General features: G+C 48.3%; 29 protein-coding genes and 10 tRNA genes. 8 read left to right on the plus strand and 31 right to left on the minus strand.

Translation table 11 applies throughout. The features are described 5' to 3' along the window. Positions 1–97: 97 nt before the first annotated feature. The 18 genes from KNP03_RS08685 to acpS all read right to left on the minus strand — a co-directional run bounded on the left by KNP03_RS08685 (position 98) and on the right by acpS (position 7,304). Positions 98–174, minus strand: a tRNA-Ile gene (locus tag KNP03_RS08685). Positions 175–181: 7 nt separating this feature from the next. Beyond that, positions 182–258 (minus strand) — tRNA-Arg (locus KNP03_RS08690). Positions 259–261: 3 nt separating this feature from the next. Next, a tRNA-Leu gene (locus tag KNP03_RS08695) sits at positions 262–349 on the minus strand. 18 nt (positions 350–367) lie between these two features. Further along, a tRNA-Lys gene (locus tag KNP03_RS08700) sits at positions 368–443 on the minus strand. Positions 444–453: 10 nt separating this feature from the next. Continuing rightward, positions 454–525: transfer RNA gene (locus KNP03_RS08705), tRNA-Gln, on the minus strand. A 7-nt stretch (positions 526–532) separates the two neighbouring features. Then, positions 533–608, minus strand: a tRNA-Asp gene (locus KNP03_RS08710). A gap of 21 nt (positions 609–629) precedes the next feature. Beyond that, a tRNA-Val gene (locus KNP03_RS08715) sits at positions 630–705 on the minus strand. 5 nt (positions 706–710) lie between these two features. Continuing rightward, a tRNA-Glu gene (locus tag KNP03_RS08720) sits at positions 711–785 on the minus strand. Positions 786–816: 31 nt separating this feature from the next. Continuing rightward, a tRNA-Ser gene (locus KNP03_RS08725) sits at positions 817–908 on the minus strand. Between the two features lie 9 nt (positions 909–917). Continuing rightward, a tRNA-Asn gene (locus tag KNP03_RS08730) sits at positions 918–992 on the minus strand. A 204-nt stretch (positions 993–1,196) separates the two neighbouring features. Then, positions 1,197–3,326, minus strand: a complete 2,130-nt coding sequence (locus tag KNP03_RS08735; protein ID WP_214828353.1) for a Tex family protein — start codon at positions 3,324–3,326, stop codon at positions 1,197–1,199. Positions 3,327–3,395: 69 nt separating this feature from the next. Then, entirely contained in the window at positions 3,396–4,196 is an 801-nt protein-coding gene (gene sigB / locus KNP03_RS08740; RefSeq protein ID WP_015880560.1) for an RNA polymerase sigma factor SigB, read from the minus strand. After that, positions 4,162–4,641 (minus strand): anti-sigma B factor RsbW, encoded by a 480-nt coding sequence (gene rsbW / locus KNP03_RS08745; protein WP_214828356.1) that lies wholly within the window; start codon positions 4,639–4,641, stop codon positions 4,162–4,164. The genes sigB and rsbW overlap by 35 nt, the downstream gene beginning before the upstream one ends. Beyond that, entirely contained in the window at positions 4,638–4,964 is a 327-nt protein-coding gene (locus tag KNP03_RS08750) for an STAS domain-containing protein (RefSeq protein ID WP_214828359.1), read from the minus strand. Before KNP03_RS08750 ends, rsbW begins: the two co-directional genes overlap by 4 nt. 144 nt (positions 4,965–5,108) lie before the next feature. Next, a complete protein-coding gene (locus KNP03_RS08755) occupies positions 5,109–5,459 on the minus strand; it encodes a type II toxin-antitoxin system PemK/MazF family toxin (protein ID WP_214828362.1) in 351 nt (116 codons plus the stop codon). A gap of 5 nt (positions 5,460–5,464) precedes the next feature. Beyond that, positions 5,465–5,743: a hypothetical protein gene (locus tag KNP03_RS08760; protein ID WP_214828365.1), complete on the minus strand. Its 279-nt coding sequence runs from the start codon at positions 5,741–5,743 to the stop codon at positions 5,465–5,467. A 129-nt stretch (positions 5,744–5,872) separates the two neighbouring features. Then, entirely contained in the window at positions 5,873–6,949 is a 1,077-nt protein-coding gene (gene alr, locus KNP03_RS08765) for an alanine racemase (protein WP_214828368.1), read from the minus strand. Further along, a complete protein-coding gene (gene acpS / locus KNP03_RS08770) occupies positions 6,927–7,304 on the minus strand; it encodes a holo-ACP synthase (RefSeq protein WP_214828371.1) in 378 nt (125 codons plus the stop codon). The genes alr and acpS overlap by 23 nt, the downstream gene beginning before the upstream one ends. Positions 7,305–7,367: 63 nt before the next feature. On the opposite strand from acpS, the gene KNP03_RS08775 reads away from it, so the two are divergent. After that, the gene (locus tag KNP03_RS08775; RefSeq protein ID WP_214828374.1) at positions 7,368–8,093 is read left to right on the plus strand and encodes a rhomboid family intramembrane serine protease; all 726 of its coding nucleotides are present in this window, start codon (positions 7,368–7,370) and stop codon (positions 8,091–8,093) included. A 39-nt stretch (positions 8,094–8,132) separates the two neighbouring features. On the opposite strand, the gene KNP03_RS08780 is transcribed toward KNP03_RS08775, so the two are convergent. The 3 genes from KNP03_RS08780 to KNP03_RS08790 are packed head-to-tail and all read right to left on the minus strand — an operon-like array spanning position 8,133 to position 9,233. After that, entirely contained in the window at positions 8,133–8,450 is a 318-nt protein-coding gene (locus KNP03_RS08780) for a hypothetical protein (RefSeq protein WP_214828377.1), read from the minus strand. 32 nt (positions 8,451–8,482) lie between these two features. Continuing rightward, on the minus strand, positions 8,483–8,965 hold the full coding sequence (locus KNP03_RS08785; RefSeq protein ID WP_240544547.1) for a hypothetical protein: 483 nt from the start codon (positions 8,963–8,965) through the stop codon (positions 8,483–8,485). Continuing rightward, on the minus strand, positions 8,958–9,233 hold the full coding sequence (locus KNP03_RS08790; protein ID WP_214828380.1) for a 4a-hydroxytetrahydrobiopterin dehydratase: 276 nt from the start codon (positions 9,231–9,233) through the stop codon (positions 8,958–8,960). The genes KNP03_RS08785 and KNP03_RS08790 overlap by 8 nt, the downstream gene beginning before the upstream one ends. A gap of 136 nt (positions 9,234–9,369) precedes the next feature. On the opposite strand from KNP03_RS08790, the gene KNP03_RS08795 reads away from it, so the two are divergent. Both KNP03_RS08795 and KNP03_RS08800 read left to right on the plus strand, forming a co-directional pair. Then, positions 9,370–9,903, plus strand: coding sequence for a cysteine hydrolase family protein (locus tag KNP03_RS08795; protein WP_214828383.1), 534 nt, complete (start codon positions 9,370–9,372; stop codon positions 9,901–9,903). Between the two features lie 22 nt (positions 9,904–9,925). Beyond that, positions 9,926–11,371 carry a nicotinate phosphoribosyltransferase gene (locus KNP03_RS08800; protein WP_214828386.1) on the plus strand — a complete coding sequence of 482 codons (1,446 nt, stop codon included), beginning with the start codon at positions 9,926–9,928 and terminating at the stop codon, positions 11,369–11,371. A 34-nt stretch (positions 11,372–11,405) separates the two neighbouring features. On the opposite strand, the gene KNP03_RS08805 is transcribed toward KNP03_RS08800, so the two are convergent. Beyond that, entirely contained in the window at positions 11,406–11,708 is a 303-nt protein-coding gene (locus KNP03_RS08805) for a hypothetical protein (protein WP_214828389.1), read from the minus strand. A gap of 114 nt (positions 11,709–11,822) precedes the next feature. Between KNP03_RS08805 and KNP03_RS08810 the strand changes: the two genes are divergently transcribed. Continuing rightward, positions 11,823–12,296 carry a YwpF family protein gene (locus KNP03_RS08810; RefSeq protein WP_214828392.1) on the plus strand — a complete coding sequence of 158 codons (474 nt, stop codon included), beginning with the start codon at positions 11,823–11,825 and terminating at the stop codon, positions 12,294–12,296. Between the two features lie 74 nt (positions 12,297–12,370). On the opposite strand, the gene KNP03_RS08815 is transcribed toward KNP03_RS08810, so the two are convergent. From KNP03_RS08815 to KNP03_RS08825, 3 genes are all read right to left on the minus strand, one after another. Continuing rightward, the gene (locus KNP03_RS08815; RefSeq protein WP_214828395.1) at positions 12,371–12,847 is read right to left on the minus strand and encodes a DUF456 domain-containing protein; all 477 of its coding nucleotides are present in this window, start codon (positions 12,845–12,847) and stop codon (positions 12,371–12,373) included. 10 nt (positions 12,848–12,857) lie between these two features. Continuing rightward, positions 12,858–13,457: a histidine phosphatase family protein gene (locus KNP03_RS08820; RefSeq protein WP_214828398.1), complete on the minus strand. Its 600-nt coding sequence runs from the start codon at positions 13,455–13,457 to the stop codon at positions 12,858–12,860. Positions 13,458–13,519: 62 nt separating this feature from the next. Next, positions 13,520–14,455 (minus strand): alpha/beta hydrolase, encoded by a 936-nt coding sequence (locus KNP03_RS08825; protein ID WP_214828399.1) that lies wholly within the window; start codon positions 14,453–14,455, stop codon positions 13,520–13,522. A gap of 172 nt (positions 14,456–14,627) precedes the next feature. Between KNP03_RS08825 and KNP03_RS08830 the strand changes: the two genes are divergently transcribed. Next, positions 14,628–15,581, plus strand: coding sequence for a metal ABC transporter substrate-binding protein (locus KNP03_RS08830; RefSeq protein ID WP_214828402.1), 954 nt, complete (start codon positions 14,628–14,630; stop codon positions 15,579–15,581). A gap of 41 nt (positions 15,582–15,622) precedes the next feature. On the opposite strand, the gene KNP03_RS08835 is transcribed toward KNP03_RS08830, so the two are convergent. The 5 genes from KNP03_RS08835 to KNP03_RS08855 form a co-directional block, all read right to left on the minus strand. After that, complete coding sequence (locus KNP03_RS08835) at positions 15,623–16,060, minus strand: hypothetical protein (RefSeq protein ID WP_214828404.1); 438 nt, start codon at positions 16,058–16,060, stop codon at positions 15,623–15,625. Between the two features lie 48 nt (positions 16,061–16,108). Next, positions 16,109–16,564: a DUF1877 family protein gene (locus tag KNP03_RS08840; protein ID WP_214828406.1), complete on the minus strand. Its 456-nt coding sequence runs from the start codon at positions 16,562–16,564 to the stop codon at positions 16,109–16,111. An 81-nt stretch (positions 16,565–16,645) separates the two neighbouring features. Next, positions 16,646–18,088, minus strand: coding sequence for an alanine/glycine:cation symporter family protein (locus KNP03_RS08845; protein WP_214828407.1), 1,443 nt, complete (start codon positions 18,086–18,088; stop codon positions 16,646–16,648). A 171-nt stretch (positions 18,089–18,259) separates the two neighbouring features. Then, positions 18,260–20,728: a CoA-disulfide reductase gene (locus KNP03_RS08850; RefSeq protein ID WP_214828409.1), complete on the minus strand. Its 2,469-nt coding sequence runs from the start codon at positions 20,726–20,728 to the stop codon at positions 18,260–18,262. Further along, positions 20,725–21,030 (minus strand): rhodanese-like domain-containing protein, encoded by a 306-nt coding sequence (locus tag KNP03_RS08855; RefSeq protein WP_214828412.1) that lies wholly within the window; start codon positions 21,028–21,030, stop codon positions 20,725–20,727. The genes KNP03_RS08850 and KNP03_RS08855 overlap by 4 nt, the downstream gene beginning before the upstream one ends. A 281-nt stretch (positions 21,031–21,311) precedes the next feature. On the opposite strand from KNP03_RS08855, the gene KNP03_RS08860 reads away from it, so the two are divergent. From KNP03_RS08860 to KNP03_RS08870, 3 genes are all read left to right on the plus strand, one after another. Then, a complete protein-coding gene (locus tag KNP03_RS08860; protein WP_214828414.1) occupies positions 21,312–21,578 on the plus strand; it encodes a metal-sensitive transcriptional regulator in 267 nt (88 codons plus the stop codon). A 67-nt stretch (positions 21,579–21,645) separates the two neighbouring features. Continuing rightward, complete coding sequence (locus KNP03_RS08865; RefSeq protein ID WP_214828416.1) at positions 21,646–22,077, plus strand: type III secretion system chaperone family protein; 432 nt, start codon at positions 21,646–21,648, stop codon at positions 22,075–22,077. Positions 22,078–22,166: 89 nt separating this feature from the next. Then, positions 22,167–23,114: a DUF4003 family protein gene (locus tag KNP03_RS08870; RefSeq protein WP_240544549.1), complete on the plus strand. Its 948-nt coding sequence runs from the start codon at positions 22,167–22,169 to the stop codon at positions 23,112–23,114. Between the two features lies 1 nt (position 23,115). Here the strand turns inward: KNP03_RS08870 and KNP03_RS08875 are convergent, their stop codons facing one another. Beyond that, positions 23,116–23,838, minus strand: a complete 723-nt coding sequence (locus KNP03_RS08875; protein WP_214828418.1) for a YwiC-like family protein — start codon at positions 23,836–23,838, stop codon at positions 23,116–23,118. Between the last annotated feature and the right edge of the window lie 47 nt (positions 23,839–23,885).

Below are 23,885 nucleotides of genomic sequence, written 5' to 3' on the forward strand. Positions count from 1 at the left end.
TGATATAGCTCTTAAATTGACGAAGCTTGCGCTTCATTCAAAAATTGTAAAACTTTTTTTGCCTCATCGTTCAGTTTTCAAAGTTCGTCAGTTTAAATGGTGGGCCTAAGTGGACTCGAACCACCGACCTCACGCTTATCAGGCGTGCGCTCTAACCGGCTGAGCTATAGGCCCATAAAAATGGTGCACCCTGAGAGATTCGAACTCCCGGCCTTTAGATTCGTAGTCTAACGCTCTATCCAGCTGAGCTAAGGGTGCATATGGTGCGGTCGAGAGGACTTGAACCTCCACGGTGTTAACCACCACTAGGCCCTCAACCTAGCGCGTCTACCGATTCCGCCACGACCGCAACTTATTAAAATAAAAATGGTGAGTCATGCAGGGCTCGAACCTGCGACCCTCTGATTAAAAGTCAGATGCTCTACCAACTGAGCTAATGACTCAAATAAAAAGCTGGGCTGGAAGGGATCGAACCTTCGCATGTCGGAATCAAAATCCGATGCCTTACCACTTGGCTACAGCCCAACGTAAATGGCGGTCTCGACGGGATTCGAACCCGCGATCTCCTGCGTGACAGGCAGGCATGTTAACCCCTACACCACGAGACCAGATTACGTTTTTATTTGAAATGGTGGAGGATGACGGGATCGAACCGCCGACCCCCTGCTTGTAAGGCAGGTGCTCTCCCAGCTGAGCTAATCCTCCATATATGGTGACCCGTACGGGATTCGAACCCGTGTTACCGCCGTGAAAGGGCGGTGTCTTAACCGCTTGACCAACGGGCCAGTGTATGTGTCTTCTAAGTAATTTTTTAAGTGGCGGAGACGGAGGGATTCGAACCCTCGCACCGGTTTCCCAGCCTACTCCCTTAGCAGGGGAGCCCCTTATAGCCTCTTGGGTACGTCTCCAAAATAAAATGGCTCCGCAAGTAGGATTTGAACCTACGACCTACCGGTTAACAGCCGGTTGCTCTACCACTGAGCTATTGCGGAACGTTGCTTGAATTTATCGAAGTAACGATTTATATTGTAACCGCAAACCAGAAACCTGTCAATCACTTTCTTAGAAAAACTTTAATTTCGCATGCCGTCTCTCGGCGACTTCTATAAGATACCACGGTCAATTAAGGTCGTCAACACTTTTCCTGAAAAAAATCAGGCAAAACGAAATTCGTTTTGCCTGATTCGAGTTTCTTCTTATTTATTGTCAGGAGAAAGCATCGTTAAACTAATTCGACCACGGTTCACATCGACTTGCTCGATCCAGACAGTTACGATATCCCCTACCGCAACAACGTCTAGCGGATGCTTCACATAGCGATTCGAGAGTTTAGAAATATGGACAAGTCCATCCTGTTTCACTCCGATATCAACAAACGCCCCAAAATCAATCACGTTCCGAACCGTCCCTTGGAACTCCATTCCGACCTTCAGATCTTCTAAACTCATCACGTCGGTACGAAGCAAGGGTTTCTGAATGTCTTCCCGAGGGTCACGCCCTGGTTTGGCCAGTGATTTCAAAATGTCCTCTACGGTCGGCAACCCTGCCCCCAACTGATCACTCAACGCCTTGGGATTAACTGACTGAATTCGGTCCCGCAGTGCGGCTGTACCGACTTCATCCCTTGAGGCTCCGATTTCTTTCAAAATCGACAATGCAAGGTCATAACTCTCAGGGTGAATCTCTGTCTGGTCCAGAACATCTTTCCCGTTCGTGATCCGTAAGAACCCGGCTGCCTGCTCAAATGCCTTAGCACCGAGACGTGGAACTTTTTTAATTTGTTTGCGTGTCTCAAAGCGACCGTTCTCCTCCCGATAAGAGACGATATTTTTCGCCGTCGTCTTGTTCAGTCCGGATACGTAAGTCAATAGTGATTCCGAGGCACGGTTCACATCGATCCCGACCATGTTGACGACACTTTCGACGACAAATTCGAGGGAAGCTTTCAATTTGTTTTGACTGACGTCGTGCTGGTACTGTCCGACACCGACCGATTGCGGGTCGACTTTTACCAGTTCAGCCATCGCATCTTGAATACGCCGGGCAATCGAGACAGCTGACCGCTCCTCGACTTTCAACTCCGGAAACTCACTACGGGCGACTTCAGATGCTGAGTACACACTCGCTCCTGCCTCATTCACAATCGCATAGGCAATCTTCCGTTCGGATTTTTTCAACCAATCCGCAACGAATTGTTCGGTCTCCCGTGATGCCGTTCCGTTACCAACGACAATGACCGAGATCGGATATTTTTTCGCGAGTCTCGTTAACACTTTCTCCGCTCCGTCAATATCATGCTTCGGCGCCGTAGGATAGAAGACACCGACTTCTTCTACTTTTCCGATTTCATTCACGACTGCCCATTTACACCCTGTGCGATAAGCCGGGTCAATCCCTAACACAACGACCTCCCGAAGCGGTGGTTGCATGTAGAGTTGCTTCAGATTTTTTGAGAAGACGTCGATTGCCTGTTCTTCCGCCTTTTCTGTCAGCTCACCACGAATCTCACGTTCAATCGCTGGGAAGACCGATTTTTTATAAGCTTCTGTCACAGCCGTCTCGACAACTGCACGCTTTTCTTTCGGAAGTCGTTCATATGCACGAAGGGCTTGATCCATGAAACGTGTTTCGTCAAAAATGACCTTCACTTGAAGAACATCGTTACGTTCCCCACGGTTCAACGCCAGCACACGGTGTGGAACGATTCCAGCGATCTTCTCTTCATACTCATAGTACTGTGCAAAGATCTCTTTTTCGTCCTCAGCTTGTTTTTTCTTCTTCGAGCGCAACAATCCTTCTTTACGTACGCGGTCACGAAGCATTTGTCTCAGTTTTGCTTCTTCACCCCACTCTTCCCCAATGATTGCATGGACGAGCGGCAACGCTTCTTCTAACGCGACATCTTTCGAGAGCTCTTCGACAACATCTGTCGAATACGGCGACTTTTTACGGAACCAGTCCGCAAGTGGTTGTAGCCCTTTCTCCCGTCCTTGTTCCGCCTTCGTCCGACGTTTCGGACGATATGGTAAGTAGATATCCTCGACTTGTTGAAGTGTCGTCGCCGACTCTAACGCTTTTGTTAGTTCAGGTGTGTCCTTTTCCAACTCTTCTAACTTAGCAAGAACATCCGTTTTCCGTTTCAGTAAGTTTTCTTCATATTGAAGGGCGTCCAAGATGGCTTTGATTTCGACTTCATCCAGGTTCCCCGTCATTTCCTTCCGATAACGGGCCATGAATGGAATTGTCGCCCCTTCCGATGCGAGTTGCTGAACCGTCTCGACTTGACTCGTTTTCAACTGTAATGCGTTTGCTACCTTTGCAATCACTCGAATCACTTCCTTTTTTCTTCTCCTTCAAAGTGTAGCAAATATTCAAACAAAAAAGCGATGACTCGATTAGTCATCGCTTGAAAATACTTCATTGAGTGGGACTTTGATTGCTTCTCGCAGTTTCTCAAGCGCTCGCCGCTGCAAACGGGAGACGTGCATCTGCGAGATGCCGAGAAGTTCTCCAGTCTCTTTTTGACTCATGTTCTTATAGTAGGCGCATTCTAAGATGGCGCGTTCCCGTTCATTTAAGACATTGAACGCTTTCTCTAAAATGAGTCGTTGGTCGACTGATTCATAGCCACGTTCCTGGCTACCGACCAAGTCGAGTAACGTGACCGTGCTACCTTCGTTATCCGCTTCAATCGAACTATCGACCGACAATGCTTGATAACTCTTGCCCATCTCGAGCGTTTCGAGAATTTCTTCATCCGACACACCGAGGTGATCGGCAATCTCGTCGATTCGTGGCGAGCGTTGCAATTCAGTCGTCAGCTCTTCGACCGTCTTCTTGATTTTCGGGCCGAGCTCTTTGATCCGACGGGGTACATGGACACTCCATGTTTTGTCGCGGATGAATCGTTTGATCTCACCAATGATGGTCGGGACCGCAAACGATTCAAAGCTACGACCGAATTCCGGGTCAAATCGACGAAGAGCCGCCAACAACCCAATCATCCCAACTTGTACGAGATCATCGTGAATGGCACGTCCACGCGAAAACTTTCGTGCGAGCGCCTCGACAAGGTCGGAGTAACGATTGATGAGTAGCATTTGGACTTCTTCATTTTGATCGTCTTGTTGATAGCGTTCAATCCACTCTAATACCTCGTCATCACTGTGATGGCGTTGTTGAGATTTTGCTGGCACTCTGATCCACCTCGTCCCTGTTAAGGAGTTTTGTCATCGTCACTTTGACACCGTTGTCTTTATTGATCGAGACATCGTCCATTAACGCTTCGATAAGGAACAGACCAAGTCCTCCTTCGTGGAGCGATTCAATTTCCGTCGTCTCTTCGACCGGAGCAGCTTGACGTTTCACATCATCCGCGAACGTCTTGCCCGAATCTTCGATCGTCATTTCGAGACGGTCTGTATATACGCCACAAGTCAGCTTGACCTCTCCCTCTTGATGATCTTCATATGCATGCTGGACTGCATTGCCACATGCTTCCGAAACCGCGATTTTAATATCCTCGATTTCGTCGTACGTATATCCCATACGGTTCGCAATTCCTGAAACGACTAAACGTACCACACCGACATATTCCGGTTTGGCCGGGAACGTCATTACCGTCTGTTCAACATTGTTCATTGCGTGCCACCTCTTACGTTCGAATTGATTGAAAGAAGTTTATGGAGCCCTGTCAGTTCAAAGAGACGATTGACCCGCTCCGTTACCCCGACAAGCGATAATTCTTTTTCGTTGCGCGTCGCAATTTTAAGAGCGCCAACGAAAACGCCAAGGCCCGTCGAGTCCATATACTCCACTTCGTCCAAATGAACGACCACGTCTTGCTCACTGATGGCCGGATGCAACACTTCTTTCAGTTTTGGTGCAGTATATGTATCCACTTCTCCGGATACGTAAAGGTGTAATTGTTCTCCAATAACTTGTTCACGAATCGCTAAATCCATCGTCTATTCCCTCCTAAATGTCCGTACAGATAAATTGAGTACGATTAACTTTAATTCCCCTTAGGCAAATTTTTAAACCATTTTTTCGAAAAAACATTTTAAAAAAAGACCGATACCCGTGTATCAGTCTTGATCTATGTAAGGCTAGAGCGGGATTAATCCCATACTGATCTCTAGCGCTCGGTCAACTTTATGCATCGTCTCATCATCGAGATGCGTGACTTTGTCAGTCAGACGACGCTTATCAATCGTACGAATCTGTTCAAGAAGAATGACGGAGTCTCGTTCGAGTCCGTGCTTCTCTTGATATACTTCCACATGAGTCGGCAGTTTTGCTTTCTGAATCTGAGCTGTAATCGCAGCGACAATGACGGTCGGGCTAAAGCGATTGCCGATGTCGTTCTGGATGATAAGAACCGGTCGAACGCCACCTTGCTCTGAACCGACTACGGGCGACAGATTGGCATAAAATACGTCACCACGCTTTACGATCACTCCGCTCACACCCCACTTACTTGACGTAAGAGAGCATGTTCGGCCTCGGCTTCAATCGTAAGCATCTCTTCTGCCATATTCAAGTTAAACGCGGCCATCTCTTGATAGCCTTTCGCCAATTCTTCACGCAGTGTGTGTTGTCGATCAGCAATTTCTTTAGACAAGTATGTCACTACATCGTTCAAGGACAGTGTTTCACGGTCTTTCATCGAAATCGGACCCCCTTGTTGCGAGAACCGATCTGGGACGGACGCTAGCGCACCCGCAGTTCGCTGCTTCAACATCTTACACCTCCAGAATCGTTTCATGGACTGGCGGAAATTCTCCCGCGTTCTTTATCAATATAACACGCAGGGATGGGAAAATATAGAGAAATCGAGAAAGAATTCAGATAATTTCACACGATTTGTGATTCACACATAGTGTCGCGGAAGTCTGCCCGTGAACTCACAGACAATTTCATAATTAATCGTCTCGAGGTACATTGCCAATTCGTCAATCGCGATCGGTCCGCCGATGAGCGTCACGTCTGTCCCGACAGGATATTCTCTCGGGAGACGAATCATGAACCGGTCCATACAGACACGTCCGACAATCGGGCAGCGCTCCCCTTCCACGTCGACTTCGAAGCCACTCGCTTTGCGCAACCATCCGTCAGCGTACCCGACCGGCACCGTCCCAATCCATTCCTCAGTTGACGTCGTATACGTCGCCCCATAACTGATCGTTTGTCCCGCTTCCAGACGCTTCACATGCATCAGTTTACTTTTTAATGTGAATGCCGGGCGGAGGAAGGAGTAAAACCCTTGCATCTCCGCTGACGGGTAAAGTCCGTACATCGCAATTCCGACGCGCACGAGATTGTACGGCACATCCTGCCCGGCCATGCGAATCGCACCGGCTGAATTTGAAGTGTGCACATAGCGGAAGCGGTCATGTAACCCTTCTATTAACCGCTCGAACCGTTCCTGTTGCTCATAGTAAAGCTCACTACCCAATTCATCCGCCGTGGCAAAATGCGTGTAAATGCCTTCGAGGTCAAATGACTCATTTGCGGCATTTAGCATCGCATCCAGTTCTTCACGCGACCGGAGACCAAGACGTCCCATTCCGGTATCCACTTTAATATGAACGGTGAGCGTTTGACCGTTCAAAAACTGTTTCGCTTCTTCCAGCCACTCGGCTGAAAAGACCGATAGCGTGATCCCCCGCTCGGCAGCAACACCTGCCGCATCCGGGAACTGTGCTTCCATGACGAGAATCGGGGCAGAGATGCCCGCGTCCCGCAACTCGATGGCCTCTTCTAACAAAGCGACACCGAGCATCGTCGCTCCATTCTCAAGCGCGACTTTTGCGACTTCTACGGCTCCATGACCGTAGCCATTCGCTTTGACAACGGCCATGATGGCTTGCGGAATCCGTTTTCTTAATTCTTGTATATTATGGGCAATCGCTGCCCGGTCAATTTCAATACGACTCGGACGAAACATGATGCGCCTCCTTTTCAATGATGACTTGCGCAATCGCATAGTGTTCACTGTGACTGATGCTGACATGAATCCGCCCATCGGTTGGTGCGCTCATGACCGGCCGTCCCGTTTCATCCGGTAAGACCTCAATATGATGCCAAGACAGACCTCGCGCAATGCCGGTACCGGCCGCTTTTGCATAGGCCTCTTTCGCGGCAAATCGGCCAGCGATAAATTCGATTTGACGATGTTCCGGATAACTTTGCGCCAACTCGAGTTCGGCGTCTGTTAATAACCGCTTCGTAAACCGCTCTTGTTTCATCGAGCGAGCAATCCGATCAAGCTCGACGATGTCGATTCCAATTCCTACAATCACGAAACACTCGCTCCTTTCCTTTTCCACTCGTTTCCTTATACAATTGAGGAAAGAGGTGATGTTATGTTTAGTCGTACGGAAAATGTACAAACGTTTATACGGGCATATCCACTCGTAACGCTGTTCATTGTAATCCAACTCCTTGTGTTTGTCATCGATTCTTTCGCGCCAGGTTTACGAATCGTGGCGACTGGCGGATCGTTCCATTTAGCATTGGCTGACGGTCAATGGTATCGCCTGTTCACGGCCAACTTCATACATTTGAGTCTTGGTCACTTACTATTCAACTCGTTCGCACTGATTATTTTCGGACCGGCGATGGAACGAATGGTCGGGCATGTGAAATTTGCCTTATTTTACATGCTCGCCGGGGCTCTCGCCAACTTGTTCACCTATTTCACAGTCAGCAACTTGTTTTATCTTCAGGCCGGTGCATCCGGCGCCATCCTGGCGATTCTCGGTTTCTTTGTCTTCATCGGCCGATTCCGTCGCACGTTGATGTACACCCAGGACGCCCGGTTAGTTTATATTTTCGTCGCGCTCAGCGCCGTCTTCACGCTACTTGGGCGAAATGTGGCTTTATGGGGACATGTGTACGGCTTCTTGGCAGGCTTCCTGCTCGCCATCCCGCTCTCGAGATTCACAGTCCCTTATTCCCGTCCGGCACATCACGGTAAGTATCGCCGACGCTCCTATGCCCCTCCGATGATCCACTCGGGTGACGGAAAGTGGTTCTTTTATGTCATTGTCGGTCTGGCGATTATCGGATTGCTCGCCCGGTTTTTATGAGGAATTAGAAATGGCCAAGCAGATCTGCTTGGCCATTTCTTAGATTTGATTTTTATGACGCGCCTCTTGTAAAGCGTCCACCAAATCTTTTACGTCTTCGACGAGGTTTTGGATTGTATCTTGGTTTTCTTCATATAGTGCTTTCAAATCCATCACACGATCTTTCAAGTTTCCTTTAGAAGAAACCTGGAGACCGACCGAATGTGCTTCAGTCGACGTGTTCGATGACTTGAACTTCGATTTGATCCCTTTCAGTTGCTTCACTTGTTGATCACGCGTTTCGCTATGGAGAAGTGATGCCGCTGCTCCAATTACCGCACCTGCAGCCATCCCCAACCAGAAATAGTTCTTGTTCATAAAAATCCTCCCCTAACATGACGTTATCTTCATTATAGATTATCTGATTCATTGACGACATAGTGTTTTATGATCGGACCGGCCCCTCTATGTTCAATCGCCTCGTTCAATCGCTCTTGAAAGACCGCGTAATCAGGTGAATCCAAAAACGGTTGTGCGCTTCCTTCAAATTGAATGAAGAGAATCGCGTGTTCATCGTCCGGGTCGTACCCAAATCGATAATTTACAGAATGGTTCACTCCTGCGCCAATATGCACTTTCTCTTTTAACAGCTGGTGGAACAATAACTTTCTGGCGTTCGAATCGACCGGTACGTTGGCATATAAAATGCTCCCCCGCGAGGACAGCTGCCCCGACGATTCTTCAATTTCAAATACTTTTCCGCTCTGAAACGGGTTGTGCTCCCCTTCGGACAATAGAATCGTTTCACGGCCACTCGCCATGATGACACCCGGTTTTTTACTAATTTGATTCGCGACACTCCCTGAAGCGAACGTCATGTACAATTTAGACAACCTCTTCACACCCTTTCGCAAGTGTTATGTCTTTTGCCGTGATTCCACCCTCATCGTGAGTCGATACCGTCAACGTGACATTCCGATATTCGATTAAGATGTTCGGGTGGTGATTGATTGACTCCGCCAGATCCGCGACCAGATGCACGAATTGGATGGCTTCCGGGAACGTTTCAAAACGATACGTTTTTTGAAGTTCTCCTTCCACCACTTCCCAGCCGTCTAAACGGGATAAATGATCAGACAGTTCGCTTGATGACAGTAACATGTACGCAATCCCCTTTCACTGACAGTCTACTTCATCTTCTACCCGACCCACGGAAAAATAATCTTTCTCGCATGATGTATAATGAATTAGAATAAGAAAGATAGCCATATACCGATTACAGAGAGGAGCACCCCCTATGCGTGCATTGATTGTCATTGATTATACATTTGATTTCATCGCTGACACGGGTCGTTTAACTTGCGGTAAACCTGGGCAGGATATAGAAGAACGAATCGTCCAGTTGATTGAAACCTTCGCCGCAGAGGATTATGTGGTCATTGCGAACGATGTCCACGATGCGGGCGATACGTATCATCCAGAAACGACGCTATTCCCTCCACACAACATTCGCGGGACGGAAGGGCGAGAATTGTACGGTGACGTAAAAACGGCATCTAAAGTGGCGGATCACTGGATCGATAAGACGAGATACAGCGCCTTTGCCGGAACGGATCTCGACTTGCGTTTACGTGAACGCGGGATCACTGAAGTCCATCTCGTTGGTGTGTGTACAGACATTTGCGTCCTCCATACAGCGGTCGATGCTTACAACCTCGGTTATCAAATCGTCGTCCATGCCGATGCCGTCCAGAGCTTCAACCCGGTCGGACACGAATGGGCGCTCGAACACTTCGTCACGACTCTCGGTGCGACCGTCGTCGGAAAGTGACGTAAAACAGAAAGGAATTTATATGTTACATCGCAATTTAGCACTTCACACAGACCTTTATCTCCCACGCTGGATGTATATCTACTGGAAACAAGGTCGCCACAACGAAAAAGTCGTGTTTGACCTCTACTACCGCTCGAATCCGTTCAGTGGCGGTTACGTCGTCTTCGCCGGACTCGAAAACATTGTCCACTATTTGGAGAACGTCTCGTTCACGGAAGAGGACATTCGTTATTTGAAAAAGCAACTCGACTTCGAGGATGAGTTTGAGGACGTTTTACGGAACTTCAAGTTCACCGGTTCACTATATAGCGTCCGGGAAGGTGAAGTTATTTTCCCTCACGAACAAGTCGTCCGGATCGAATCGACAATCTTTGAAGCGAAACTGTTCCAAACGGCACTTCTCAATATCGCCAACCACGAATCGCTCATCGCGACGAAATATGCGCGAATTCGTCAATCGGCTCCAAACGAGACGTTACTTGAGGGAGGCGCCCGTCGTGCGCAAGGTGTTGATGCGGCGTATTACGGCACACGTGCTGCTTATATCGCCGGTTTTGACGTGACGAGCCTTGTGTCGGCAGGACGCGACTTCGATGTACCGACCGGTGGGACGATGGAGCACGCCGATATTCAATTTCACGATGACGAGTTATCTGCGTTCCGTTCATTCGCTGACATGTATCCGGACAATACGAGCTTACTCATCGACACGTATGACACACTCAAGTCCGGTTTACCGAATGCGATCAAAGTCGCCAAAGAGCTTGAAGCGAAAGGACATCGCCTGAAGTCGGTCCGACTCGATTCAGGAGACCTTGCCTATCTGTCGAAACGGGCACGCAAAGCCTTGAACGAAGCGGGGCTCGATTATGTCAAAATCGTCGTGTCCGGCGACCTTGATGAATATGTCATTCAAGACTTACGCATGCAAGGAGCCGAGGCCGATACATTCCTCGTCGGGACACGTGGGATCACGGCATATGAACAACCCGCGCTCGGCATGGTATACAAGCTTGTGGCACGGGAAGATGAAAACGGGGAGTTGAAACCCGTCATCAAAGTGTCTTCATCGAAAGTGAAAACGACAACCCCTCATAAAAAAGAACTGTATCGCATCATCGATAATGAGACGAAAATGTTCAAAGGGGATTATATCGCCCTCGCAGACGAGCCGGTCGAGTCTTACACTGAGATCGACCTCATCGATGTGCGGGACCCGGCCTTCAAAATCAAGACACGCAACTTCCATGTGAAGCGTTTGTTGGAACCAATCTTCCTGAATGGGAAACGGGTCTATGATTTACCGAGTGCACGTGAAATCCGAGACTATCACCACGAACAGATGAACGGACTGTGGGAAGAGTATAAACGTCTACGTCTACCGGAAGTCTACTCGGTCACGTTCAGCAAGCCGCTTTGGGATTTGAAGCTGGAAATGATCCGCAAAACGCGCGTACCGAAATAAAGAAAAGGCTGTGGGAATTCCCACAGCCTTTTCTTTATACTACCGTCATTTCTCCCGCTTGGTTGTGATCTTCTTTTCTCCGAAAGTAGAGCGCGGCTGTCAAAGAGAGCAAGATGAAGACAAAATAGACCGTCCGTTGCCAAAACGTCGCCTCCGTGTCGCCACGGAATAACGCGATGATATAGTCACTCCCACTGACTAAAAATAATCCGGCGAGCAGAAGAAAAATCCGGTAACCGGCTCGACTCCGCTCCCGTTTCACTTTGAAGAAAAGGACACCATAATAAACGATTGCGAGAATCGCCACATACCCGATTAACCCAACCATCCAACTCATGTTGATGCCTCCCTTACTCTCTATATTTTCTGTTTCTTCCCAGTTATCTTAACACATTCTTACCCTTCTACTGTGTTAAGATGGTCTAAAGAAAACGCGGAAAGGAACGATCTGATGAAAACGTTTCGCCTCGTCCAAGTCCGGCTTGTCCAAGATGAGTACGGCAACGAACTAAACTTACCCATCAACTTACTCGACGGCCTGATTATTTCGAAGGAACATGATAACGAGTGGCTACTCGAAATGCTGGTTCCCACCGAAGCCGCCGTCACGCTTCATCATTATTTGAACAAACGCATCCTGCTGCTCGCCGAGGCAGTCATTACGTCACGGGCAAATCAGCCGGCCGCAGTCGCACTGACCTTCACGAGTGAACGGGCGCTGAATGATCATCATACGTTCGTCGCCGAAGGACTGATGCTCATCCCGAAACAAGATGCAACGAAGCAAGTGCTTGATTCTCTCGTTGGTGAAGGCGTTGCGAAAGCCAATCTGAAACCCGCCTTTTTCGAGAAAAAAGTCGAGTTACAACAGTCATTCAGTCGTTCAGCTTTTAATCAGCTTGTCAAAACAGGGTCTTACGAGTAATCGTGGTCCCTGTTTTTCTTTCCCCTTTTTCGTAAACTTCTCAAACAAAAAGACGAAGAAGAAGCTCCTTCGTCTTAAATGTACATAAAGAATAAGATCACCATCATCGACATCCCGACCAACTTCAACAGCGTGCTACCGAGAAATGCAAGGACCGTTCCGACCCCGATGTCCCACGCTTCTTTCGTTTTCTTGCCTAATGTCAACTCGGCGAGAAACGCGAAGATGAATGGGAAAATCAGCACGCCGACCAGCGGAAAGATAAACGGTCCGGCAATGAGTCCGATGGTTGCTCCCCATTTTGCCCGTTCTGAGCCTCCCCGTTTCTCGACAGCCGCTCGAGTGACAAGATAATCCACCGCGAACAGGAAGACAAGAAACAGGATTTGCCATAACCAAAACGTCCAGGTCAAGGGATCAAACGAAAATCCAAATCCATAAATCAGATAACCGATGAATAAGAAAAGGACGCTTGGGATCACAGGATAAATCAACCCTGCGAAAGCGACGACAAACGATGCGATAATAAATACCCAAAGTAAGGTCGTCATGATTGTTCCCTCATTTCACAACGGTCGTATCTGTGATATGGTCAGCCACGTTGACCGCCTTCACATAAAATTGACCGTTTTCATAAGTGATATAGTTTGAACACGCGTTTCGCATCGCGTGACGGAACGTGTACGTCTCATCAACAGCCGATAAAGCCGCTTTGATAGCATGGGAATGACATACGACGATAATCCGTTTTCCCGGATGTGTCTCGACGAGGTGTTGCATCCCTTCAAGGACGCGACTACGCATCTCATCTTCTGATTCAAGACCCGGAATCCGCTCGCGGTCGTCAGCTTGCACGGCTTCGTAAATGCCTTTTACAGGCTTCCCTGAGGCGTATCCGAACTCCCGCTCAATGAACCGCTCATCCAAAACAATTCCTTCATTGTCCATTCCACACGCTTCCGCGATATAACTCGCTGTGTCGACCGCACGGGAAAGTGGACTCGCTACAATGACATCCCACTCTTCCTGACTTAAAAAAGCTGCACTCTCTTCTGCCTGACGGCGTCCAAGCGCATTTAACGGGTTGTCTTCTCTACCTTGAATAATCTCCTGACGGTTCCAGTCGGTTTGACCATGTCGAACCAAACAAAGTTCTGTCACGTGCTTCACTCCTTCTCTTTCAATCATTCCCCATCGTACCATCTTTCCAAAAAATCGCAACGTCACGAAATGCAATCGTCGATGAAACGGTCAATCCGCTCCATCAGTTGCCCCTCTTTAATCGGATTGTCTGATTGCAGGAAACTCGCAAGGGAATGTGTTCCATTCGGAAAAGAAATCAATTGTACATTCGCCCCGACATCACTGGCATGTTCGACAAAATGAAGCGCCTGTCCGAACGGGACAATCGGGTCTTTCTTGCCGTGCAGGAGCAAAATTGGGGGTGCATCCGCATACAGGTGTGTCACCGGCGAACATTTTACCATGAGTTCACGCCACTCCTCCCGGCTTCCTTCATAAAATTTTAAGTGGGCAAGCCAGGTCTGAATAAATTTGAACAACAAGAAATTTGTCGGCGGGTAGAGTGCGATGACACCTTTAATCTCGGGTAAGTCGTCCCCCAACTCTCCGATGAACTGTTGATGTCTGTCCAATGCGGTCGCGAGCATGAGTGCCGCTCCCGCCGAATCCCCCCAAACGACTAAATCGTCAGTATCGAGATGAAGCAACGACTCGTGCTGCTTCAAATAGCACAGTGCGTCGGACACATCGATAATATTGTCCGGAAAGTAGACGCCATCCTCAAACAGACGGTAGTCAATGCTTGCAACGGCAATCCCTTTCGCTAAGAAGTGATCAAGCAGCGGGTGAAACAGCGTCACCATATTCCGACTCCCACGAACGAACGCCCCACCGTGTGCATACACCGCGACCGGGAACGGTCCCTCACCTGGCGGAATATACAAATCAAATTGGAGCGGACGGTCATCAATAATTTTATACGTGTACGTGTGCCGCTTTCGCGTCGAAGGACGAACCGGTAATTCAGGTTCTTGCCATCTGACAAGTGATCCATACTGATTCCACACGCTTGCCCCTGCCGCTGTCGCGGCGGCCAATGCCGCACCACCGACAAACCAGGCGGTCTCCTTTCTCATACAATCCACTCCTCGTTCTTCTTTTTTTAATCATATTCCCGTTTTTTTCAAAAACCTATCCCTCGATGTGATGCTTGACGTGCATTGGGGAGAACACTATAATAATATTCGCAGATACAAAACGTAACAATTACGATTTAAATCGTATAATCTGAAAGGCAGATGATGATTGATGAAAAACGTACTTCTCGGTGCCGTTGCAGCCGGGACACTTCTACTTGGCGCGTGTGGCAACACAGAGGGAGATCGCTCTTCTGAATCAACAGAAGGGAAGTTGACCGTCTACGCCTCCACGTTTGCCCTGAAATCGATTGCTGAAGAAATCGGTGGCGACCGTGTCAACGTTGAAATGGTGATCCCGCCCGGAGCAGACCCCCATACGTACGAACCGACTTCTAAGCAAATGACCCAGATTGCTGAAGCAGATTTGTTTTTGACGATTGGCCACGACCTTGAGCCGTATGTCGAGGCAATGGAAAAAAGCTTGGACGGCCAACCTGTCCAATTTGTCAAAACAGCCGAGGAGATTCAACTCCTCTCTGCCTCTGATACCGTGCATCATCACGAAGAGGATGAACATGACGCGGATGAGGAGGAACACGATCATGGGCAGTACGACCCTCACGTCTGGCTCGACCCGACAAATGCGGTATCGATGGCCGAATCCGTTGAGATCGCCTTCAGTGAAGAGGCTCCGGATTATAAGAATGAATTCGCTGAACGTTTGAACACGTTCAAGGAAGAGGCAAACGCCTTGGATAGCGAGCTGAAAACCGCTGTCGAAAAGGGTTCAAAATCAGAACTTCTCGTCACGCACGCAGCTTACGGTTATTTAGCCGAACGGTACGGATTTGATCAATTGCCAATCACTGGTCTTACGCCTTCAGAAGAACCGTCACAGCAGGCGTTAAAGGAAATCATCGAGGAGGCGCGCCTGCACGATTTGAAATATATCGCTTTTGAAGAGACCGTCACCCCGAAAGTCGCGCAAGTCGTGAAAGATGAGATCGGCGCAAAAACCGTCACGATTTATAACTTGGAATCTGTCACAAAAGACCAGATGGAGAAAAGTTATTTTGACTTGATGCGTGAAAATGTCAAAGCACTCGAAACCGCTTTGAAATAAAAAAATCCCGGAATCTGTCATGCGCAGGTCCCGGGATTTTTCTATGCTTCGATTCTACGATCAAGTGTTTTCAAAGAGACGAGGAGCAAAAGGCTTAGTGCCATGATGAAACTCAAAGTCAGCACTTCCTGGTTCATCCATTCCCAAGTCCCCGTCATAATCGCTATCCATATGTGTCCAAGTCCATAACCGATGAAACCGATTAATGCCAAGCGAAGCCAAGTCATCTCCGGTACGAATCGTTTGCTGACCAAACAACTATTGAGCGCAAGGAGAAGAAGGTGAGACACCATCAGTGTCTGCCAAAGTCCTTCAACTATTCCTCCCGTCTCTCCCCCACTCAAGCGATAGCCCAAACCGGAAAGGAGAAAGATCAAAGAAAGCATGGTAATCCGGCCGAGCCACTTGTTCCCCGTCCGATAACCGAGGAAGGGGGCGATGAATATCCCAATCCAAAGCAACAAGCCGATGACATCCATTAGCGAACCTCCTGCATTTTTGTGAAATTATACCACAGTCGATTCCGATTACTCATAATAAATTAAGACAAGTTCTTCTTGCTCGGTCGCCGTTTCGCAAAATTGTTGCAACTGCGTCCAACTCTGCCAGATTTCTTCGAACTGATCTGTCCCAACGAAAGCCATATCTTTCACATCGCTTCTTTCAAAAGCATGTAATGTATCTTTTACGACGTGCAGGAGTTGTGGTGTGAGAATGCCGACGACAACCGCCTGGGCCTCATTGACGATGAGCTCTTCTCCGACGAGTGCCATCTCCATGTTGTATGTGTCCGCACCATCGATATACACCTCGATCTGGCTCAGCACTTTTTGAAACGGTTCGATGTTCGGGAGCGTCAACGTCTCATCTCGTTCCCGATACTGTGCATGCATATGGAGCAACCAGTCCAGAATCATCTCCGGGTCTTGATTAAACGATACCCACACTTCCGGGGTAACACGAATATAATGTGTCGTTTCCATCCATGAACGCCCCCTTTTTTTATCTGTACCCGTCTTCCGGACATGAAAAAACCGCCTATGGAAATCCATAGACGGTTCGACTTAACGACCTGTACCTGTTTTGACTTCTTCCGCTTCGCTTTCCCAAGCTTCCACGTATTCACGTCCCGGTAAGTTTTCAACCGAATCCACATAGAATACTGGATCGTCTCCTTGGCGGCGTTGTGCCAAGTAATCATCGAGTACAGCACGAGCCACTTTCGCAAGACGGAAAATCGCATATAAGTTCACGAGAGCCATGAGTCCCATGAATACGTCCGCAATCGACCAGACAAGACCCGCTGATCGGACCGCTCCGAAGAGGACCATCGCGATTACACCGATGCGGTAGAGCACGATGTAAATTTTCTTGTCCGAGATGAACTGGATGTTCGTCTCCCCGTAGTAGTAGTTCCCGAGAATCGAACTAAAGGCGAAGAGGAAAATCGCAATCGTCAAGAACGAAGTCGCGAAAGAACCCACTTCAGTCGTCAAAGCGGCTTGCGTCAACTCGACGCCCGCAAATGAGTCCGAGCCCGCCACACCTGAAATCAGGATAATCATCGCGGTCGACGTACAGACGAGAAGCGTATCTACGAAGACGCTGAATGCTTGAATCAAGCCTTGTTTGACCGGGTGTGATACTTCTGCTGTCGCCGCGGCGTTCGGGGCAGAACCCATACCCGCTTCGTTTGAGAAGAGACCACGTCGAATTCCTTGAAGAACCATCGCCCCGATTGCTCCGCCGAAGAGCTGTTCAATTCCCAATACACCTTCAGAGAAAATGAGGGTGAACACGTCCGGCAAGAGCGATACATTCGAAGCCATAATCCAAAGGGCGAGCAGGATATAACCGCCAGCCATGACCGGGACAATCACACTCGACAAGAGCGCGATGGATTGGATCCCCCCGAAAATGACAACCGCCGTCACGACGGCAAGGGCAAGACCGATCGTCGTCGTACTGACACCGAATTGATTACTCATAGATAAAGAAATCGTATTCGACTGAACGGAGTTGAAGGCAAAACCAAACGAGAACGTGATCAAGATGGCAAACAATACTCCGAGCCAGCGTTGTCCGAGTGCACGCTCCATATAGTAAGCCGGACCACCGCGCCATGTACGTCCATCACGTACTTTATACACTTGCGCAAGCGTGCTTTCAACAAATGCTGAAGCCGCTCCGATCAACGCGATCAACCACATCCAAAAAACAGCACCCGGGCCACCTAGCGCAATCGCTGTCGCCACACCGGCAATGTTTCCTGTACCGACACGCGCCGCTGTTCCGATTGCGAACGCCTGGAACGAAGACACCTGTCCTTTTTTACGCTCTGTTCCATCTTTGAACAGAAGACGGAACATTTCAGGAATCATACGAAATTGCACAAAGCCCATATGAACCGTGAAATAAAGTCCTAGTGCGACAAGTACGACAATCAACACTTGAGACCATAACAAATCGTTTGCAGACGAAACGAGATCCTCAATAAACTTCTCCATACGTCAACCTCCATCATTCTAAAAAACTAATCCAATTCGTCATGTTAACTTTTTTAACATGACTAGAATTATAGGAAAGTTATACGAAAATTGCAATATTTTTTGAAAGGTCCCGTTCTTCACACAAAAAAGCGACCGGCCTGGACCGATCGCTCATTCAAATACTTATGCTTAGATGAAGAGGTTTAAGTTACCGCCGTCTGCAGCTCCGAGGTATGCTGCCACACCACCGAGATCGACGCCGTCAATCAATTCTTCTTCTTTGATTCCCATAACATCCATCGACATCGTACATGCGACCATTTTGACGCCTGCCTCTTGTGCCGACTTGATCATTTCTTCAACAGAAGGAACGTTTTTGTCGCTCATGACTTTCTTCATCATTTTTTGACCGACTCCGCCGAAGTTCATGTTCGAGAGCGGAAGTTCTCCGGCATGTCCTGGCATCATCATGCCGAACATTTTCTCGAGACCTTGTTTCTTCACTTCAGGTGCGTCCGGTTTTCGGATGACGTTGAGTCCCCAGAATGTGAAGAACATCGTGACTTCTTTCCCCATCGCCGCTGCACCTTGTGCAATGATGAGTGAGGCAAGGGCACGGTCGAGATCTCCGCTGAAGACGACCATTGATGCGCCGTCTGTCGTCGGTGCGCCTGCTTGTGGTGCCGCAGGGCCTTGTCCTTTTTGAAGGATGGCTTCAACACGGCCATTCACAAATTGTTTTGAAACTAATTTGTTCCCTGTCTTTTTCGCCCATGCTTCGATATCCGCGAAGAATCCAGGATCACTCGCGAGCACTCGGAGCGACTCACCTTCACCAAGCTCTGCGACTTTTTTATTTACTTCTAAAATCGGACCCGGGCATTGTAGACCACAAGTGTCTAAAATCACCGGCTCGCCAACTGGTGCGTTTGTCATTGTTTGAGGTGCCTCCTCTGTTACTGTTGCTGCCGTTTCGTTCGTGGCTTTCGTGCCTTCTTCGATTGCTTCGAAGTCACGGTTGATCTGTGACCACGTTTTGTAGCCACCGCTCAAGTTTTTCACCTTGAATCCGTTTTGACGCAAAATACGTGATGCGAGATAACCGCGAAGACCGACTTGGCAAGTCACATAAATCGTTTCATTTTGATCAAGTTTTTCTAAGTTTTCGCGTAATGCGTTCACCGGAATGTTGATTGAACCAGGGATTTTTCCAAGTTCGTGTTCAGACTCGTCACGAACATCAAGAAGCGTCGCGCCGTTCTTCACGAGCTCATCGATTTCATCCCAGTGTACGACTTCGTTGTCACCCAAGACGACGTTCGATGCCGTGTATCCAAGCATGTTCACCGGATCTTTTGCCGAGCTGAATGGTGGTGCGTAACTAAGCTCGAGGTCCGGAAGATCAAGAACTGTCAAACCGCCCTTCATCGCTGTCGCGAGGACATCGATTCGTTTATCGACACCGTTGATACCAACACCTTGCGCTCCGTAAATTTCCCCTGTTGTCGGGTGGAACAACAATTTGAGTGAGATCGGTGTCGATCCTGGGTAGTATCCCGCATGTGAACCCGGGTGTACGTGGACCGCTTCGTATGTCTTACCTGCTGCTTTCAAACGTTTTTCGTTCCAGCCAGTCGATGCGACCGTCATATCAAATACTTTCGCGATCCCTGTTCCCATCGTACCGTTGTATTTGACGTCACGACCGTTGATGATGTCTGCAACGAGACGTCCTTGGCGGTTCGCTGGCCATGCAAGCGGCACAACTGTCGGCTCCTGGAACACATAGTCGAGTACTTCGACCGCATCTCCGATCGCATAGATGTTCGGATCAGATGTGAGCATTTTTTCGTTTACTCGGATTGCACCGCGTAATCCTGTTTCCAGTCCTGCCTCACGTGCGATTGTCGACTCTGGAACGACACCGATTGACATGATGACCATATCTGTGTCGATGACGCGTCCACTTGTCAAATGTACTTTCTTCCCTTTCTCAGAGAATGAAGATACACCATCTGACAATTGGAGTTCTACCCCATGGAGGCGCATGTGCTCATGAATTGGTGCGACCATTTCGCGGTCAAGCGGTGTCATGACCTGGTCAGCCATCTCGACGAGGGTTACGTCGACGCCGCGCTCACGCAAGTTTTCAGCCATTTCAATTCCGATGAATCCGCCACCGATTACAGTTGCGTGTTTCGGTGCTTTGTCATCGACGTAGCTGCGGATTTTGTCTGTGTCCGGAATGTTGCGGAGTGTGAAGATATCTTCTGCTTCATCAATTCCAGGAATGTTCGGACGAATCGGTTTTGCTCCTGGTGATAAGATGAGCACGTCATATGACTCGTCATACGTTTCGCCTGTTTGGACGTGTTTAACGGTAACCGTTTTTTCTTCGCGGTTAATCTTAATCACTTCCGTCAAGTTGCGGATATCGAGTTGGAAACGTTTGTTCATCCCTTCAACCGTTTGAACGAGAAGTTTTTGACGATCTTGGATGACATCACCGATGTAATACGGGAGACCACAGTTTGCGAATGAAATATATTCCCCACGGTCAAACATGACAATTTGGTTTTCTTCATTTAAACGACGAAGACGCGCTGCTGCAGATGCACCACCCGCTACTCCACCGACGATTACGATTTTTTTACTCATTGTTCATTTCCTCCTCTAACAACTTCTCCTGGCCAGCTCATCAAGCCATCATCTATATTGACCACTTTATAACCTTTCGCTTCCATTTGCCAAGTCGCTTGCATACTACGTGCGCCCGAACGACACATGACAGTGTATTCGACAGATGGGTCCAATGTATTAATCCATGATTCAATCTCAGACAACGGATAGTTTTTTGCACCTTCGATGTGCGCTTCTTGAAACTCGTCGCGTTCACGAACGTCAACAATATTTACCGGTACATCAAAATCCATTTGACGTTTCAAAGCAGATGCTTTCATAATATCTACCCTTCCTTTTCATCTAAATCTTTTTCAATTCAGTTTGGTTACTGGCGTTCAATAAGTTTGTGATTTATTGAACATTTCGCTTCCACGTCATTAATATACCCCCTTAGGTATCTAATTGCAAGAAATAAGTTTGACGAATTGGAGAACTTTCAGATTCAGTCGTTTTGAACGTTGATGCTCGACACATACTCCCCCACGTATTAAGATGAGACTACACAATAAATAGTTGGGTAACTGAATCTTTTTTAATTTTTACTATAGAGGTGAACGATATGGAACAGTATCAATATGATCCGAAAGTAATGAACCGTATGAAACGCGTCGAGGGTCAGATTCGCGCGATCATCCGTATGATGGAAGAAGGGAAGGAATGCCGCGACGTCGTAACACAGCTGAGTGCCGCCCGGTCAGCACTCGACCGTGCATCGACCATCATTGTGGCAAAAAACCTGGAGCAATGTATCATCACCGCTCAAGAAGATGGCGAAGATACGTCGGAAACGGTAGAAGAAGCCATCAAAATGTTGATGAAACGCTAGTTCCCCTTGCTTTCCCGCGCCAAATGGGGGAAAGTTAGAGTAACGACTTACTAAGGGGGATTTCCTTGTGAACTTCGAAGAAAAAGTAGAATCATTCAAAGCGCTTGCTGCTGAACGCAACATGACGTTCAAAGAAAGCGATACTGAAACACACGTCACGTTCTTGACGCGTGAAACGACTAAATCCGGGGCACAACCCGTTATGATTATCGCCTTCAACAAGAAGACGACAGACGCTGAATTATATGCTGCAACCGTGACGCATGTTCCAGACTACGTCGATGATTTACCGATTCTTAACGCTTTAAACGAGTTCAACCAAGAATTCAAATACTTCCGTTGTGTACTCGACAGCGACCGTGATGTCACGCTCGCGTCTACACTCGACCTCGATCTCGGTTTCTCACCGGAAATCATCATGCAACATTCATTCATGATGTTCCAAGCAGCCGACGAAGTGAATGAGTACATGCAAAAACTGTACACTCAAGTACAATGATTAAAAGCCGCCAGGAACTTATTCCGTGGCGGCTTTTTTGAATCCATTCAACTCTTCTATACGTAGGTAAGATAAAGGAGGTTCATGTTATGTTGACACGTTATACACAATACCTAGAGGCACTCGAGCAAATTCAGGCTGCGACAAAGTGGGAGCTATCCGACGATTTCCGTCGGCTCATGGCACTCCATTATGCTGTCCACCGCACGCCGTTCAGCGCAAAGCGATTCGCTTCCGCCCGGGAGACATTAAAGCAGAAGACAGGACTGTTCTCCAAGTTTAGAGGAAACCACAACCTCGTCTGGCTGTCGTTTCTCGATGCGAAGTACGAGGACATCGGTCCTGCCATCGACGAAGCGCTCCGGCTCGATACACTGCTCGACCGTAAGCACTTTCGCTTCAGCTCCTTGCGTCCATTTTTAGCAAATCAGTTGATCAACGTTGATGACCCTGAACGGTGTCTCAACGAAGCTACCGAGTTATATCAGACGTTTAAACAACACCATCCTTGGCTGACGAGCGAAGAAGATTTACTGTCCGCCCTCGTCCTCGTGCAAGTGTTTGACGACCCGATCGACTTGAACGAACGTATTGAGACGTATTACGAAACGTTGAAAGAGGAGCTCCCGAAATCAAATGAGCTTCAACTCGTATCCCACCTTCTCGCTTTTAGCGAATTGACTCAGGCCGCTTCCGTCGAACGTCTACTTGAATGGCGATCAATACTCGGGGACGCCGGTGTGTCAGTTAAGCGGGAACACTTGCCGTCTCTTGCCTTGCTCACGATTGTCGCAGAGCCAAGTTCCGCAAACGTACACGCCGTACTAGAAATTGTTGAAGCGGAAAAAGAAAAACAGCGTTGGTTTAATACACACAGCGTGATAGTCGCGTTGCAACTGGTCGCAGCGGAAAATATTACCGAAGAAGCGAGCGAGTTACTGTTACACGGTACATTTGCTCATCTCCTAGCGATGCAACAGGCGATGGCCGCCGCAACGACGGCCGCTGTAATCGCCAGCACCTCTTCCAGTCATTGAACTACAACGTCAAATACACGCCGAGACAAACCAATACAAATACAGAGTTCGCGATTTCAAAGATTCCGATTTTCATAATCGGGATCTTTTTGCCGTAAAACGCCATCGCACGAATCAGGCTTGGTGCGTAGGCGATTGCCAAAAGTGGAAATCCAAAGCCGACGAATCCGGCGACTAGAAGCAGATGATACCCCCAGGACAGATTCCGGTACGCTTTATTTTGTTTCTCCCGAATCATCGTCTTCACATAAAAGATACTCCCTAAGAAGTAAAGGAACGGCAAAAGAAATACCCAGGCGATCGCTCCTGTAAGTTCTTGTGCCCCCAAATAGTAACTGGCCATCCCACCAATACAAAACGACATGACCGCACTCACATCGTTCCATGGGTTACGCTCGTCTTTTTGTTTCGCAAAATAGGCATTGATCAGTCCGAATGGCATCATCGCCAGTGCGAATCCGATGAGCCGGGGTTCAAAAATTAGAACTGGTGCAATCGCGACTATGGCGATCATGAGATAGACAACAATCGTCTTTAGAAGTTCCCGTGATTTTTTGCGTTGTTTTATGTATTGAAACAAGAAAAATGTGCCCATATATACGAACAACCAGGCGATTGCGAAGGGCAAGTGGGCCCACGTCCATCCGCCGACCATCCCTCCTAAAACAAACGGTAAAATGAGCATGGACCAGGCGCCATGCTGTTTCGGAATCATCCATTTCATCTTCTTCACTCCTTCATCTCTCAGTGTAAGATAATGCGGCAAGAGAT

It is taken from the genome of Exiguobacterium algae, from assembly GCF_018617875.1.
Taxonomy (GTDB): domain Bacteria; phylum Bacillota; class Bacilli; order Exiguobacteriales; family Exiguobacteriaceae; genus Exiguobacterium; species Exiguobacterium algae.